Annotated in this window: 10 protein-coding genes; 3 read left to right on the top strand and 7 right to left on the bottom strand. The window is 71.2% G+C overall.

All coding sequences use genetic code 11. The annotated features are described in order from the left end of the window. Positions 1 to 57 precede the first annotated feature (57 nt). The 5 genes from ffh to QBL25_RS29095 form a co-directional block, all read right to left on the bottom strand. Positions 58 to 1614, bottom strand: a complete 1557-nt coding sequence (ffh, locus tag QBL25_RS29115) for a signal recognition particle protein (protein ID WP_409059912.1) — start codon at positions 1612 to 1614, stop codon at positions 58 to 60. Between the two features lie 853 nt (positions 1615 to 2467). Further along, positions 2468 to 4936: a [protein-PII] uridylyltransferase gene (locus QBL25_RS29110; protein ID WP_409059911.1), complete on the bottom strand. Its 2469-nt coding sequence runs from the start codon at positions 4934 to 4936 to the stop codon at positions 2468 to 2470. A gap of 96 nt (positions 4937 to 5032) precedes the next feature. Then, positions 5033 to 5371 carry a P-II family nitrogen regulator gene (locus tag QBL25_RS29105; protein WP_150493276.1) on the bottom strand — a complete coding sequence of 113 codons (339 nt, stop codon included), beginning with the start codon at positions 5369 to 5371 and terminating at the stop codon, positions 5033 to 5035. Continuing rightward, positions 5368 to 6732, bottom strand: coding sequence for an ammonium transporter (locus QBL25_RS29100; RefSeq protein ID WP_409059910.1), 1365 nt, complete (start codon positions 6730 to 6732; stop codon positions 5368 to 5370). The genes QBL25_RS29105 and QBL25_RS29100 overlap by 4 nt, the downstream gene beginning before the upstream one ends. Positions 6733 to 7068: 336 nt before the next feature. After that, positions 7069 to 8544, bottom strand: a complete 1476-nt coding sequence (locus tag QBL25_RS29095; RefSeq protein ID WP_409059909.1) for a hypothetical protein — start codon at positions 8542 to 8544, stop codon at positions 7069 to 7071. Positions 8545 to 8966: 422 nt separating this feature from the next. Here QBL25_RS29095 and QBL25_RS29090 point away from each other — a divergent pair, with 422 nt between their 5' ends. Beyond that, complete coding sequence (locus QBL25_RS29090; RefSeq protein ID WP_409059908.1) at positions 8967 to 9629, top strand: bifunctional DNA primase/polymerase; 663 nt, start codon at positions 8967 to 8969, stop codon at positions 9627 to 9629. Positions 9630 to 9734: 105 nt separating this feature from the next. Here QBL25_RS29090 and ftsY read toward each other — a convergent pair whose 3' ends face one another. Further along, entirely contained in the window at positions 9735 to 10943 is a 1209-nt protein-coding gene (gene ftsY, locus QBL25_RS29085; RefSeq protein WP_409059907.1) for a signal recognition particle-docking protein FtsY, read from the bottom strand. Positions 10944 to 11141: 198 nt separating this feature from the next. Between ftsY and QBL25_RS29080 the strand changes: the two genes are divergently transcribed. Further along, positions 11142 to 12590, top strand: coding sequence for a purine-cytosine permease family protein (locus tag QBL25_RS29080; protein WP_409059906.1), 1449 nt, complete (start codon positions 11142 to 11144; stop codon positions 12588 to 12590). 108 nt (positions 12591 to 12698) lie between these two features. Continuing rightward, entirely contained in the window at positions 12699 to 13679 is a 981-nt protein-coding gene (locus QBL25_RS29075; RefSeq protein ID WP_409059905.1) for an LLM class flavin-dependent oxidoreductase, read from the top strand. Between the two features lie 44 nt (positions 13680 to 13723). Here the strand turns inward: QBL25_RS29075 and QBL25_RS29070 are convergent, their stop codons facing one another. Further along, positions 13724 to 15175 carry a sugar porter family MFS transporter gene (locus tag QBL25_RS29070; RefSeq protein WP_409062815.1) on the bottom strand — a complete coding sequence of 484 codons (1452 nt, stop codon included), beginning with the start codon at positions 15173 to 15175 and terminating at the stop codon, positions 13724 to 13726. Positions 15176 to 15289 lie beyond the last annotated feature (114 nt).

Genomic DNA, 15289 nt, shown 5'->3' with positions numbered 1-15289 from the left:
CTGGGGCGCCCCTCCCGACAGAGGGGCGCCCCAGGCGGCGTACGGAAACGGGCCAGGTCAGCCCATGAACTTCTTGAACTCGTCCGGCAGCTCGAAGTTCTGGCCCTGCTGTCCCGCGGGGAGGTTGAAGGCGCCGCCTTCCTGGGCCGCCTGCTCGCGGCGGGCGGCGGCCTCCTGCTCCTCCTGCTTGCGCTTCATCGGGTTGCCCGACTTCCGCTTGCCCTTGGCCTGCTTCTGCTTCTTCTTCTGCTTGCCGGGGCCGCCACCCATGCCCGGCATCCCGGGCATGCCGGGCATCCCGCCGCCCTGGGCCATCCGCGACATCATCTTGCGGGCCTCGAAGAAGCGCTCGACCAGGTTCTTGACGGCGCTGACCTCGACGCCGGAGCCCTTGGCGATACGGGCGCGGCGCGAGCCGTTGATGATCGCGGCGTCCGCGCGCTCGGCGGGCGTCATCGACTTGATGATGGCGGCCGTGCGGTCGACGTCCCGCTCGTCCAGGTTGTTGATCTGGTCCTTGATCTGACCCATGCCGGGCATCATCCCGAGCAGCTTGCTGATGCTGCCCATCTTCCTGACCTGCTCCATCTGGGCCAGGAAGTCGTCGAGGGTGAAGTCCTTGCCGCCCTTGCTGCTCTGCAGCTTGGCGGCCATCTTCTCGGCCTCTTGCTGGGAGAAGGTCTGCTCGGCCTTCTCGATCAGCGTGAGCATGTCGCCCATGCCGAGGATGCGGGACGCCATGCGGTCCGGGTGGAACGCGTCGAAGTCGTCCAGCTTCTCGCCGTTCGAGGCGAACATGATCTGACGGCCGGTGACCTGCGCGATCGACAGGGCGGCACCACCGCGGGCGTCGCCGTCGAGCTTCGACAGGACGACGCCGTCGAAGCCGACGCCGTCGCGGAAGGACTCCGCCGTGTTGACGGCGTCCTGACCGATCATGGCGTCGACGACGAAGAGGACCTCGTCCGGGCTGACGGCGTCGCGGATGTCCGCGGCCTGCTGCATCAGCTCCTGGTCGATGCCGAGGCGGCCGGCGGTGTCGACGATGACGACGTCGTACTGCTTGGTCTTGGCGAACTCGATGGAGTCCTTGGCGACCTGGACCGGGTCGCCCACGCCGTTGCCCGGCTGCGGGGCGTAGACGCCGACGCCCGCGCGCTCGGCGACGACGGAGAGCTGGTTCACGGCGTTGGGGCGCTGGAGGTCACACGCGACCAGGAGCGGGGAGTGGCCCTGACCCTTGAGCCAGAGGCCCAGCTTTCCGGCGAGGGTGGTCTTACCGGCACCCTGGAGACCGGCGAGCATGATGACGGTCGGCGGGTTCTTGGCGAACCGCAGGCGTCGCGTCTCGCCGCCGAGGATGCCGACGAGCTCCTCGTTGACGATCTTGATGACCTGCTGGGCGGGGTTCAGGGCCTGGGAGACCTCGGCGCCGGTGGCGCGCTCCTTGACCTGCTTGATGAACGCCCGGACGACGGGGAGGGCGACATCCGCCTCGAGCAGGGCGATGCGGATCTCGCGCGCCGTGGCGTCGATGTCCGCCTCGGACAGGCGGCCCTTGCCCCGGAGGTTCTTGAATGTCGCTGCGAGGCGGTCGGAGAGAGTGTCGAACACGGCGGTCGCGAATCCTCGGGTCGAAGGGGGCGCCCCCCGCTCGCGCGGAGCTGAGCGTGGGGGAGGGCGGATGGGTCGCCCTCCAGGGTATCCGCACCACCGGGCGCGTGGGCGCGCAGCGTCCGGGCGGGACTTGTCCGCCCCCTGGCGGGGGCTTCTCCCCTGCGTGTACCCGCCTGCCCCGGGGTCCTGCACACCGAACAAGCCTTTCCCGCCCACCCACCCGATTACCCCGGAGCGGGAAGGGTGTTCGGTGCCCGGAGGCGGGCGGGTGCGTGCGCCGAGGCGGGAGCGGGCGCGGAAGCGTGGGCGGGCGGGCCGGCACAGGGGACAGCGGCGTGGACGAGTGAAGCGGCGTGGGCGGGCGAGCCATCGCGGGGCGGCAGCGGCGGGGACGAGTGAAGCGGCGTGGGCGGGCGAGCCATCGCGGGGCGGCAGCGGCGGGGACGAGTGAAACGGCGTGGGCGAGCGAGCCATCGCGGGGCGGCAGCGGCGGGGACGAGTGAAACGGCGTGGACGGGCGAGCCATCGCGGGGCGGCAGCGGCGGGGACGAGTAAAGCGGCGTGGGCCGGCGAGCCACCGCGGGGCGGTCGCGGCGTGGACGAGTGAAGCGGGGCGAGCCATCGCGGGGCGGTAGCGGCGGGGGTGGCGCGGGGCAGGCGGGCCCGTGGGGAGTGTGCCGGGCCGCGGCGCGTCACCCCTCGCGCTCCCGCCGGCCCCGCAGCTTCGCCTCCAGCGCGCTGGCCCCTACCTCCGCAGCTTCGCCTCCGGCGCGCTCGCCCCTACCTCCGCAGCTTCACCTCCAGCGCGCTCGCCCCTAACCCCGCAGCTTCGCCTCCGGCGCGCTCGCCCCTAACCCCGCAGCGCCTCCTCCACCGTTCTGGCCACCGTCGCTGCCCGCTCCCCCGGCAGGGGCGTTCCCTTGTCCGTCACGTAGAAGGCGTCCACCGCGTTCGAGCCCAGGGTCGACACATGGGCGCTGCGTACTTCCACGCCCGAGGACTCCAGGGCCCGGCCGATGCGGTGGAGGAGGCCCGGGGCGTCCTGGGCCCGCACCTCGATCACCGTCGCGAGGCGGGAGCCCGCCGAGGCGACCGTGACGCGGGGCGGCGGTGCGACCGTCCCCCGGCGGCGCGGGTACGCCGCGTCCCGTTCCGCGAGGCGTGCCGCGATGTCCAGCGAGCCGTCGAGGGCCCGCACCAGATCCGCCCGCAGCCGCGCCGCCTGCGGCAGGGAGCCGTACTCCGCGGCCACCCGCCAGTTGAGCAGCAGCACCGGGTCCTCGAGCCCGGACGGCAGCCCCACCCCGCGCAGCTCCGCGGTCCGCACGGTGAGCCGGTGCATGGCGAGCACCCCGGCCAAGGCGGACAGCACACCCGGCTGGTCCGGCACCGCGATGATCAGCTCCACGCCCAGCGGCTCAGGGCCACCGGCCGCCTCGGCCTCCGTCTCGGCCACTCCCCCGGGTGCCTCGGTCTGGGCCCGCAGCGCCAGCACCGGACCGCCCGTACGGAACGCCTCCACCGCCAGCCGCTCCTGCTCGGCGGTGGGCGCGACGTCCTCCGCCCCCTCCGGCTCGTCCCCGGAGAGGACCGCCCCCACTCGCTTCACCAGGTCGGCGACGAGCGAACCCCGCCAGGCGGACCAGGCCGCGGGCCCGGTGGCGAGCGCGTCCGCCTCCGTCAGGGCGTGCAGCAGCTCCAGCGTCCCGAGCGACCCCACCGCGTCCGCCACGGACCGCACCGTCGCCGGGTCGTCCAGGTCGCGCCGCGTGGCCGTCTCGATGAGGAGCAGGTGATGCCGTACGAGCGTGGCCAGGACGGCGACGTCCGCACGGTCGAAACCGATCCGCGCGGCGACGTCCCTGGCGATGATCTCCCCGGCCTTGGAGTGGTCCCCGGGCCAGCCCTTCCCGATGTCGTGCAGCAGCCCGGCGACCAGGAGCAGGTCGGGCCGGCCCACGCGCCGCGTCAGCTCCGCGGCCCGCACCGCCGTCTCCACCAGGTGCCGGTCGACGGTCCAGGTGTGCACGGCGTTGCGCTGCGGCCTGCACCGCACCCGCTCCCAGTCCGGAAGGAGCCGGGTGATCAGCCCCTCGGCCTCCAGCGCCTCCCACACCTCGACCGTGGGCCGCCCGGCCCCCAGCAGCGTCACCAGCTGCTCCCGGGCCTCGGCGGGCCACGGCGTGGGCAGCGGCCGCACCGCCGCGGCCATCCTGCGCACCGCGTGCAGCGAGAGCGGCAGCCCCGCCTGGGCCGCGGCAGCGGCGGCCCGCAGCGGCAGCACCGGGTCCCGTTCGGGCCGGGCCGCCCGGGCGAGGACGACCTCGCCGTCCTGCTCCACGACCCCCTCGGCCAGCGGCGACCGCTCGGCCGCCGCCCCCTTGCCGCCGCCCAGCATGGCCCGCAGCCGGGGCCGCACGGACCGGGACCGCAGCACCCGGCCCACCTCGCGCCACGTCACGTCACTCGCGTACGAGACGGTGCGCGCGGCCTCGTACACCTGCCGCAGCAAGGTGTCGGCGTCGAGCAGGCCCAGCTCGGCGGCGACCTGGTCCTGTTCCTGGAGGGCGAGCCGGTCCGTGGCCCGCCCCGTGGCCAGATGCAGCGCGTCCCGCACGTCGAGGAGACGCCGCCGGGCGTCGGCGAGGCCCTCCCGGGGCGCGTCCGCGAGCCATGAGGCGGCGACGGCCCGCAGCGCGGTCGCGTCCCGGAGGCCGCCCCGGGCCTCCTTCAGGTCCGGCTCCAGGAGATAGCTCAACTCCCCCTGCCGCTCGGCCCGTTCCTCGCACAGCTCGCGCAGCTCGGGCAGCCGCTTCGGCGCGAGGTTGCGCCAGTCGGCGAGGACCGCCGTCCGCAGCCCGGCGGTCAGCCCCAGGTCCCCCACGACGTGCCGCGCGTCGAGCAGCCCCAGCTGCACCTTGAGGTCCTCGCCCGCGGTCTTGCGCGCCTCCGCGGGCGTCCGCACGGAGTGGTCGAGCGCGAGCCCTAGATCCCAGACGGGATACCAGACGCGGTCCGCGAGGGCGGCGATCTCACCGGCGTCCGCGCTGCCGTCGTGCAGCAGCAGCAGGTCGAGGTCGCTGCGCGGCGAGAGCTCGCCCCTGCCGTAGCCGCCCACGGCGACCAGCGCGGCCCCGCGCGGGGCTCCGGCCGCCGTGAAGAGCCCGGTCAGCCAGTCGTCGGTCAGGTCGGAGAGGGCCGAACGGCGCGGCGGCCCGGACTGCGCCTCTCCTTGGAGGAGGCGCAGCCGGGCCGCCGCATAGCCGCTGGGTCCGGAGTCTTCCGAGTCCGATTCACTACGTACGTCCACACTCGTCACCCAGCAGCTCCTGTTCCAGTTCCGCTCAGTTCCGCTCAGTTCCGCTCGGCCCGGCCCGGTCGAGGGCCCGGCCCCGGCACGTCCCCGCAGCGCGGCTCAGAGCGCGTCCGGCCCGCGTTCACCGGTCCGCACCCGGACGGCCGTGTCCACCGGCACGCTCCAGACCTTGCCGTCCCCGATCTTGCCGGTCCGGGCGGCCTTGACCACGACATCCACGAGCTGTTCGGCGTCGTCGTCCTCGACCAGGACCTCGATCCGGATCTTCGGCACGAGGTCGACGGTGTACTCCGCGCCACGGTAGACCTCGGTGTGACCGCGCTGGCGGCCGTACCCGCTGGCCTCGGTGACGGTCAGGCCCTGGACGCCGAAGGCCTGGAGGGCTTCCTTGATCTCGTCGAGCCGGTGCGGCTTGACGACCGCGGTGATGAGCTTCATGCGTCCACCCTCTTGTTCTTCTCGTTCGCGGCCTTGCCGGCGTCCTGGACCGGCCCGGGCACGGCGGCGGTACGGGGCGCCGTGCCACCGCCCGCGCCACTGAAGTCGTACGCGGTCTCGGCGTGCTGCACCTGGTCGATGCCCGAGACCTCCTCGTCCTCGCTGACCCGCATCCCGATGGTCTTGTCGACCAGGAAGGCGAGGATCGCGGAGGCGATCATGGAGTACGCGAGGACGGCGCCGACACCGGCGGCCTGCTTGCCCAGCTGGTCGAGCCCACCGCCGTAGAAGAGACCCTTGGCGTCGGACTGGACGCCGCCGGTGGCGAAGAAGCCGACGAGCAGCGAGCCCACGACACCGCCGACGAGGTGGACCCCGACGACGTCGAGGGAGTCGTCGTAGCCGAATTTGAACTTCAGGCCGACGGCCATGGCGCAGAGCAGACCGGCGACGGCTCCGATGGCGATCGCGCCGAGCGGCGAGCAGGAGCCGCCGGACGGGGTGATCGCGACGAGGCCGGCGACGGCACCCGACGCGGCGCCGAGCGTGGTGAACGCGCCGTGCCGGATCTTCTCGTAGGCGAGCCAGGCCAGCATGGCCGCGGCGGTGGCGACCTGCGTGTTCAGGAACATCATCGCGCCGACGCCGTCGTCGTTGCCCAGCCACGATCCGGCGTTGAAGCCGAACCAGCCGAACCACAGGAGCGCGGCGCCGAGCATGACCAGCGGCAGGCTGTGCGGCCGCATCGGGTCCTTCTTGAAGCCGACGCGCTTGCCGATGACCAGGATCACGCCGAGCGCGGCGGCACCGGCGTTGATGTGCACCGCCGTACCACCGGCGAAGTCGATGACGCCGAGCTCGAAGGCCCAGCCGCCGGTGCCCCACACCCAGTGCGCGACCGGGAAGTAGACGACCGTGGCCCACAGCGCGACGAACAGCGCCCAGGCGGTGAACTTCACGCGGTCGGCGAGCGCGCCACTGATCAGCGCGGGCGTGATGATCGCGAACATCAGCTGGAAGACCGCGAAGACATAGACCGGGACGGTGTAGCCGTCCCACAGCTCGGTGAGCCCTATGCCGCTCAGTCCCACATAGTCGGACGACCAGCCGAAGAGGCTGCCGTGGTCGGTGCCGAACGCGATGGAGAAGCCGTACAGCACCCAGAGGATGGTGACGATCCCCAGACTGATGAAGCTCATCATCAGCATGTTCAGCGTGCTCTTGACCCGGACCATGCCTCCGTAGAAGAAGGCGAGTCCCGGCGTCATGAGCATCACCAGGGCGGAACAGATGAGCATGAACCCTGTGTTGGCGGCAGACAGCTGCGGAGCGTCTGCGGCGATCGTGATGCCTGGGGGCATCGGCGTCTCCTCGTCGTCGTATGCGGCCCGTGCGGGCGGGGCAGGTGGGGTCTCCCCTGGTCGAGCGGAGCCGAGAGCTTGGGGAAGGGTGGGCCTTTATGCGCCAGAGATTGGCCCAGCACCGTTTCAGGGGGAGCCCCTCGATGTTTCGCCGCAGTGACGAAGAGGTCGTGCGTGTTACGCGTCCATGAACTGCCGGGTCAGGCGGGGCGCGGTTTCATACCCTGCGCACACAGCCTGAACCGGCCGCGACGGCCATCCGATTGACCTGGCGTGGGGGAGCCGAGTCGGGCGGTTCGGGATGGCCGGCCGCGGCCGGAGCTTGGGTGGACGCCGTCAGACCGCCTCCGCGGCTTCCGGCATCTCGACGGCGAGCTGGTCGGTCAGCTGCACGACCTCGGCGATGTCGCCGAAGTCCCGCACGGCCGTGTCCACGGTCTTCCGGAGCCGGGTGTTGACCCGCTCGGAGCGGACCTTCTTGGCGATGGCGAGGGCCTGGCCCGCGAGGACCGTGCTCCGCTCGGGCTCGCGCCGCAGCAGGTGGACCGTGGCCATGCCGATGAGGTTCAGGGCGTACGAACGCTGGTGCTCGGAGTCTTTGCCGAAGAGCTCGACGGCGCGCTCCATGACGGGCTCGGCGAGCGAGGCATACGTCGGGCTGCGGCCCGCCACATAGGCCAGGTCACGGAACGAGTGGGCGTTCTCGCCGTTCAGCTCGGCCTCGGAGAAGAAGCGGATCCAGTCGGGCTCGGGCTCGTCGAAGTCGGCGGCGTCGGCGAAGGTGTCCTCGGCCATGCGCACGGCCCGCTTGCACTTGCCGGGCTGGCCCATGCTGGCGTAGGCGCGGGCCTCCATCGCATACAGCATGGCCTGGGTGCGCGGGCTCGCGCAGTCCCGGCTGCCGTACTGCGCGAGGTGGATCAGTTCGAGCGCGTCGTCGGGCCGCCCGAGGTGGATCATCTGACGGCTCATGCTGGAGAGGATGTACGAACCGAGGGGCTTCTCGCCGGCTTCCTTCGCCGCGTGCAGGGCGAGCACGAAGTACTTCTGGGCGGTGGGCTGGAGTCCGACGTCGTAGCTCATCCAGCCGGCGAGTTCGGCCAGCTCGCCCGCGACCTTGAAGAGGCGCTTGGAGGTGGACTCGGGCTGGGGCTCCTGCAACAAGTCCGTCACCTCGTGCAGTTGGCCGACGACGGCCTTGCGCCGCAGGCCTCCGCCGCACTGGGCGTCCCACTGCCGGAACATCACGGTCGTGGACTCCAGGAGGTCAAGCTCCGGCTTGGAGAGCCGGCCGGGCCTGCGCGGGGGGGCGGCGGGCTCGGGATCGCCGACCGGGCTCGTCGGGCCGGGGACCAGCCAGCGCTGCATGGGCTCGATGAGGGAGGGGCCCGCGGAGAGCGCGAGCGAGGTGCCGAGGAAGCCGCGCCGGGCCAGCATCAGGTCGCTGCGCGAGAACTCGCTGATGAGGGCGACGGTCTGGGGTCCGGTCCAGGGCAGGTCGACGCCCGAGACGGAGGGCGACTGGTGGGCGGCGCGCAGGCCGAGGTCCTCGACGGCGACGACGCAGCCGAACCGCTCGGAGAACAGCTCGGAGAGGATGCGCGGGATGGGCTCGCGGGGGTTCTCGCCGTCCAGCCAGCGGCGCACCCGGGAGGTGTCGGTGGAGATGTGGTGCGCGCCCAACTGGCGTGCCCTGCGGTTCACTTGGCGGGCCAGCTCGCCCTTCGACCAGCCGCTGCGCACGAACCAGGAATTGAGCAGTTCGTTCGGGCGCTTCTCAGCGTTCGCACCACTCTCGCCGTTGCCGCCCACTGGAACGCCCCCATCCCTCAAGACACTTACGCGCGGTCTCACGCCAAGCCCTACCAGAATGCCGCGCCTGGCGGCTCTCCGTCCGGAGAACGTCACCCATCGAACAGGAAACCGACTTGCCTCCGGCATACCCACGAGTGCCCGGCACTCAGGGACCGTGCACTGAAAGTAATCCTACGATCACCCCTCCGGCGAGGGCGATCGCGGAAACGCCACCATTCGCCACCCCTTCGAATGAACTCCAGTCCCGCCACAAGCGATTGACTTGACAGTGGACGACCGAAGGTGGGCGGAAGGGAGCACTTGGGGGCGCGAATGACCGGGCGCACCCCCCTGAGACCACCGGGCGCCCACACAAAAGCACAGGGTCACGATCCGATTCCGTCACGTAACCACACCGCGCTCGACCCGTTGGAGGGGGCATGGGCTTCACGATCGGCGGCATCCGGGGAACCGACAAGCCTCGCACCGGTTCACGGCGGCGCGGCCGCACGTCGGACTGCACGGCGGTGGCCGAGTACACCGGACTGTGGGGATGGGCCGCGGTTCCCGGCGCACGCGCCCTGGACGGCCGCTGCTCCTGCGGCGCGGCCGGCTGCGCGGCCCCCGGCGCCCATCCCCTGGAATTCGCCCCGGAGGTCCCCGCGGGCGCGACGCTCGACGAAGTGACGGAAGCCTGGGCCCAGTTCCCGGGCGCCGCCGTACTGCTGCCCGTGGGGCGCGCCTTCGACGTCATCGAGGTGGCCGAGGCCGCCGGACGCCGGGCGCTGGTCCGCCTGGAGCGCATGGGCCTGCCGCTCGGCCCGGTGGCCGCCACCCCGGAGGGCCGGGCGCACTTCTTCGTGGCCCCCGGCGCCGCCGCCGAACTCCCCCGGCTGCTCTACCGCATGGGCTGGGACGACGCGGGCCTCGACCTGCACGGCCTGGGCCCCGGCACGCACATCACGGCCCCGCCCTCCGACCGCGCGGGCCTCGGTCCGGTCCGCTGGCTGCGCGCCCCGGACCTGGACTCGGCGACCCATCCCCCGCAGGCCCGGCTGCTCCTGGGGACCCTGGCGTACGTGGCGCACCGCTCGCCGGCGTAGCGCCCGCACAGCGAAATGCCCGCTCCGGCTGCACCCCGGGGCGGGCATTTCTTCCGCGCTTGTCTCGGGCCCCGAAGGGGCGCGTGGCCGCGGACCGGCGGAGGGTTACTCCCCGATCAGCGCGTCCACGAAGGCCTCGGGCTCGAACGGCGCCAGGTCGTCCGCGCCCTCGCCGAGCCCGATCAGCTTCACGGGCACGCCCAGCTCGCGCTGGACCGCGACGACGATGCCACCCTTGGCCGTGCCGTCCAGCTTCGTCAGGACGATGCCGGTGATGTCGACGACCTCGGCGAAGACGCGCGCCTGCACCAGGCCGTTCTGCCCGGTCGTGGCGTCCAGGACGAGGAGGACCTCGTCCAGCGGCGCGTGCTTCTCGACGACGCGCTTGACCTTGCCGAGCTCGTCCATCAGGCCGGTCTTGGTGTGCAGCCGCCCGGCGGTGTCGATGAGGACCACGTCGGCGCCCTCGGCGATGCCCTCCTTGACCGCGTCGAACGCGATCGAGGCGGGGTCGCCGCCCTCGGGGCCGCGGACCGTGCGGGCGCCGACGCGCTCGCCCCAGGTCTGCAACTGGTCGGCGGCGGCCGCGCGGAAGGTGTCGGCGGCGCCGAGGACCACGGTGCGGCCGTCGGCGACCAGGACGCGGGCGAGCTTGCCGGTGGTGGTGGTCTTGCCGGTGCCGTTCACGCCGACGACCATCACGATGCCGGGCGTCTCCAGGCCCGACTCGGTCTTGACCGTCCGGTCGAAGTCCGTGCCGACCAGCGCGACGAGCTCCTCGCGCAGCAGCGTGCGCAGATCGTCGGGGGTGCGGGTGCCGAGCACGCGGACGCGCTCGCGCAGCCGCTCGACCAGTTCCTGGGTGGGGGCGACGCCGACGTCGGCGGTGAGGAGGGTGTCCTCGATCTCCTCCCACGTGTCCTCGTCCAGGTGCTCGCGGGACAGGAGCGTGAGCAGCCCCTTGCCGAGCGCGTTCTGCGAGCGCGAGAGCCGCGAGCGCAGACGGACCAGGCGACCTGCCGTGGGTTCCGGGGTCTCGACCTCCGGGGCAGCCTCGGGGGCCTCTTCAATGACGACCGGCGCCTCGGCTCCGGCGCCCGGGAGTTCCACCTCCTCGATCGTGCGGCGCGGTTCGTCGCGCGGCGTCTCGGCCTCGTCGCCGACGTGCGGCTCGGCCGGAGGGGCGGTGATGGTGGGCGTGGACGACGGGGCCTTCGGGGACAGCCGCTTCTTCTTGCGGCTGCCGACCACGAGCCCGCCGAGCGCGCCGATCACGACCACGGCGATGACTACAGCAAGGATGACGATTTCCATAACCCACCCAGTATCAGCCATGGGGGCAAGGCGGGCCCAAGCTGTAGCTTCCTCCAAGGAACATAAGCTATTAGAGGCCACTACTCGGACTAAAGTACGATGGAGCTCTCCGCATCAACGCGCGTAGAGTCCAACGCGATCACCCCCACGGACGGGTCGCGGCGTTGCGATCCGAGCGAGAGGCACGGACCCCACCCCATGAGCACCACCGAACAAGAAGGCGCCCTGGAGACACGCGGCCTCGAGCCCGTCCCCGACTCCGAGCGCACCGGCCGGACCCGTGAGCTGTTCCCCACCTGGGTGGCGGCCAACATCAGCGTCCTGCTGCTCACCATGGGCGCGGGCATCGCGACGAACGGCCTCAACTTCTGGCAGGCCCTGGTCGTCGCGCTCGTCTCGCCGATCCTCAGCTACGGCCTGGTGGGGCTGATCTCCATCGCGGGCAAGCGCGGCGGCTCCCCCGGCATGACCCTCTCGCGTGCCGTCTTCGGCCAGCGCGGCAACCTCTTCCCGGGCTCGCTGATCTGGGTCGCCCGCTGGGGCTGGGAGACGATCAACGCGGTCACCGGCGCGTACGCGATCATCACCGTCCTGGACATCTGCTTCGGCGTGCGGTCCAGCACGTGGCTGACGGTCGTGACGCTGGTCGCCTTCGTCGCCTGCACGTTCCTGATCAGCGGCCTCGGCCGCAAGGTCCTGCACATCTGCAACACCTGGGCGACGTACCTCTTCGGCGCGTTCAGCGTGCTCGTCCTGGTCTACCTGGTGGCGAACACCCCCTGGTCGGACGTCTTCTCGCGGTCCGCGGGCTCCACCGCCGCGATGATCGCGGGCATCGGCACGATCGCGGCCGGCGGCATCAGCTGGGTCCCCACGGGCCCGGACTTCACCCGCTACCTCCCGCGCAACGCCTCCAACAAGGCCCTGGTGGGCAACGCCGTCGGCGGCGCCGGCATCGTCGTCGTGCCGATGGTCCTGATGGGCGCGGTCATGGCGGTCAGCACGCCGAGCCTGTCGAAGGCCTCGGACCCGGTCTCCTTCCTCGGCGAGCTGCTCCCGACGTGGATCGCCGTGCCGTACCTCCTGATGGCCCTGATCGGCATGCTGCTGATCAACTCGATGTCGATGTACTCCGCGGGCTTCACCGCCATGACGCTCGGCATCAAGGTCCCGCGTACCTGGGCCGTGTCGATCAACGCCGTGATCAGCCTGATCTTCGGCTACCTCCTGATGAACGTGGCCACCAGCTTCATCGGCTCGTTCATCTCCTTCCTGACGCTGCTCGCGGTCGCGTTCTCCGCCTGGATCGGCGTGTTCGGCATCGACATGCTGACCAGGAAGACGTACGACGGCGAGGCGCTGATGGACACCAAGCGCACCAGCGCCTACTGGTACCGGGCGGGCTTCGCCTGGCAGGCCATGACCGCGTGGGCGACCGCCCTGGTGGTGGGCCTGCTCTTCACCAAGGTCGACTGGTTCAGCGGTCCCCTCGCCACGTCCTGGGTCGGCCGCAACGGCCTGGGCTGGCTGGCCACGATCCTCATCGCCGCCGCGCTCTACGCGGTCCTGCCGAGGAACACCGCCACCGGGACTCCCCAGAGCTCACGGGGCGACGGCGAGGGCGAGACCGAGCTGGTCTCCGCCTGACCCCGCCACCGGCCTGATCCGGAACAACTGCCCCCGGACCCTGGCCATCTGACACGGTGTCATCTAACGTCCCTCTTCGCCCACCCATGGTGAAGGGGGACGTCTTCCATGCCCGTCACAGTCGTACGCTTCAACCTCGTCGATCCGGATGCCACGCCCTCCTCGCTGAGCGAGCGCTACAAAGCCGCCGTGGAGATGGCCGCGTACGCCGACGACCGGGGCATCTCCACCGTGCAGACCGAGGAACACCACGGCGTGGACAACAACTGGCTGCCCTCGCCCTTCACGTTCGCGGGCGCGGTCTTCGGCGCGACCCGGCGCATCGCGGTCACGGTCTCCGCCATCATCGGCCCGCTGCACGATCCGCTGCGGCTCGCCGAGGACATCGCCGTGCTCGACCTGCTCAGCGGCGGCCGGCTCGTCACGGTGGCGGGGATCGGCTACCGGCCCGAGGAGTACGAGGCCTTCGGCGTCGACTGGAAGCGGCGCGGCAAGCTCCAGGACGAACTCCTGGAGACGCTGCTCCAGGCGTGGACGGGCGAGCCCTTCGAGTTCCGCGGCCGCACCGCGCGCGTCACCCCGCGTCCCTTCACCCGGCCGCACCCGATGCTCCTGGTCGGCGGCTCCTCGCAGGCGGCGGCCCGCCGGGCGGCCCGGCTCGGCCTGCCGTTCTTCCCCAGCGCCCACCTGCCGGAGCTTGAGGCGTACTACAACGAGCGCCTCGCGGAGTACGGCACCGAGGGCTGGACGATGATGCCCGCCGCCGAGACCCCGCTCCTGCACATCGCCGACGACCCGGACCGCACCTGGGCCGAGCACGGCGCGCACTTCCTGCACGAGGCCCGTACGTACGCCTCCTGGCAGTCCAAGGACATCCGCTCGGCCGTGAAGTCCGCCGCCACCACGGTCGAGGAGCTGCGCGCCGAGGGCGTCTACCGCGTCCTGACGCCCGAGGAGTGCGTGGCGTACGTGCAGGGGGGCGCGGCCAATCTCGTGCTGCACCCGCTGTCCGGCGGGATGCCGGTCGACGAGGGCTGGCGCAGCCTGCACCACTTCTGCGAAAACGTACTGCCCCGGATCAAGGAGTAGGTCCTTGGTCCGGGGCAGCTTCCTCAGAGGAGGGGCAGCGGGGATTAGCCCATCTCCTCCAGGGTCTTGCCCTTCGTCTCCTTGACGAACTTCATGACGAAGGGGATCGAGATCACGGCGAAGGCGCCGTAGATGATGTACGAGCCGGTCAGGCTCCACTCGGACATGCTCGGGAACGTCTTGGTGATCGCGAAGTTCGCGAGCCACTGGGCGGAGGCGGCCACACCGAGCGCGGCGGCGCGGATGCGGTTCGGGAAGATCTCGCCGAGCAGCACCCAGACCACCACGCCCCAGGAGAGGGCGAAGAAGAGCACGAAGGCGTTGGCGGCGATGATCGCGGTCAGACCCTGCGCGTTCGGCAGCGAGACGTTGTCGCCGGAGCCGGTGCGGTACGAGAAGGCCCAGGCGCAGGTGAAGAGCGCGAGCGCCATGCCGGCGGAGCCGATGATGGCCAGGGGCTTGCGGCCGATGCGGTCGACGAAGATCATCGCGATGACCGTGCCGATGATGTTCACGATCGACGTCTCGAACGAGTACAGGAACGAGCTGCTCGGGTCCTTGCCGATCGACTGCCACAGCTGGTTCGAGTAGTAGAAGATCACGTTGATGCCGACGAGCTGCTGGAACACCGAGAGGCCGATGCCGATCCAGACGATCGGCAGGAAGCCGACCTTGCCGAGCAGGTCCTTGAAGGAGGACTTGTGCTCGCGGCGCATGCCCTCGTGGATCTCGGCGACGCGCGCGTCCAGGTCGATCTTGGTGCCCTCGACCTCGCCGAGGACCTTCTTGGCCTCGACGTCACGGCCGACCGAGATCAAGAAGCGCGGCGACTCGGGGATCGCGAAGGACAGCAGGCCGTAGAGGAGGGCCGGGACGACCATGACGCCGAGCATCAGCTGCCAGGCCTCAAGGCCCATCAGCTTGCCGCGCTGGTCGCCGTCCGCCACGTTCAGGATGGCCCAGTTGACCAGCTGGGAGACGGCGATGCCGATGACGATCGCGGCCTGCTGGAAGGAGGCCAGACGGCCTCGGTAGGCGGGCGGCGCGACCTCGGCGATGTAGGCCGGGCCGATCACGGACGCCATGCCGATGCCGATGCCGCCGATGAAGCGCCACATCGTCAGGTCCCAGGCCGCGAACGGCAGGGCCGATCCCACGGCGCTCGCCGCGAACAGGACGGCGGCGATCTGCATGCAGCGGATGCGGCCGATGCGGTCGGCGATGCGTCCGGCGATCGCGGCGCCGACGGCACAGCCGAGCAGCGCGGTCGCGATGATCCAGCCGAGCATGTTGGCGTCGACGTCGAACCGGTGCTGGATGGCGACGGTGGCGCCATTGATCACCGAACTGTCGTAGCCGAAGAGGAAGCCACCCATCGCGGCTGCCGCCGTGATGAAGATGACATGGCCGAGATGGTCCGGCTGGGCCTCTCTCCCGTGGCCGGGCTGCGCCTTCGTTGTGCTGGTCACATGGACTCCTCGGGCCACCGGCAGCATCGCCGGGGGTGGGGGTGAGCACTTCAAGTGGCGCACAACTTCACGCCGCCCACCACCTGAAGGTAAAAGCAACGTTGCAGAGACTATGCCTTCAAGTTTCGAAGTCAATACCTG

Source organism: Streptomyces sp. SYP-A7185 (assembly GCF_046103685.1).
In the GTDB taxonomy this organism is placed as follows: domain Bacteria; phylum Actinomycetota; class Actinomycetes; order Streptomycetales; family Streptomycetaceae; genus Streptomyces.
The sequence above is the reverse complement of the archived record's forward strand: the minus strand, read 5'-3'. Positions and strand labels throughout refer to the sequence as shown.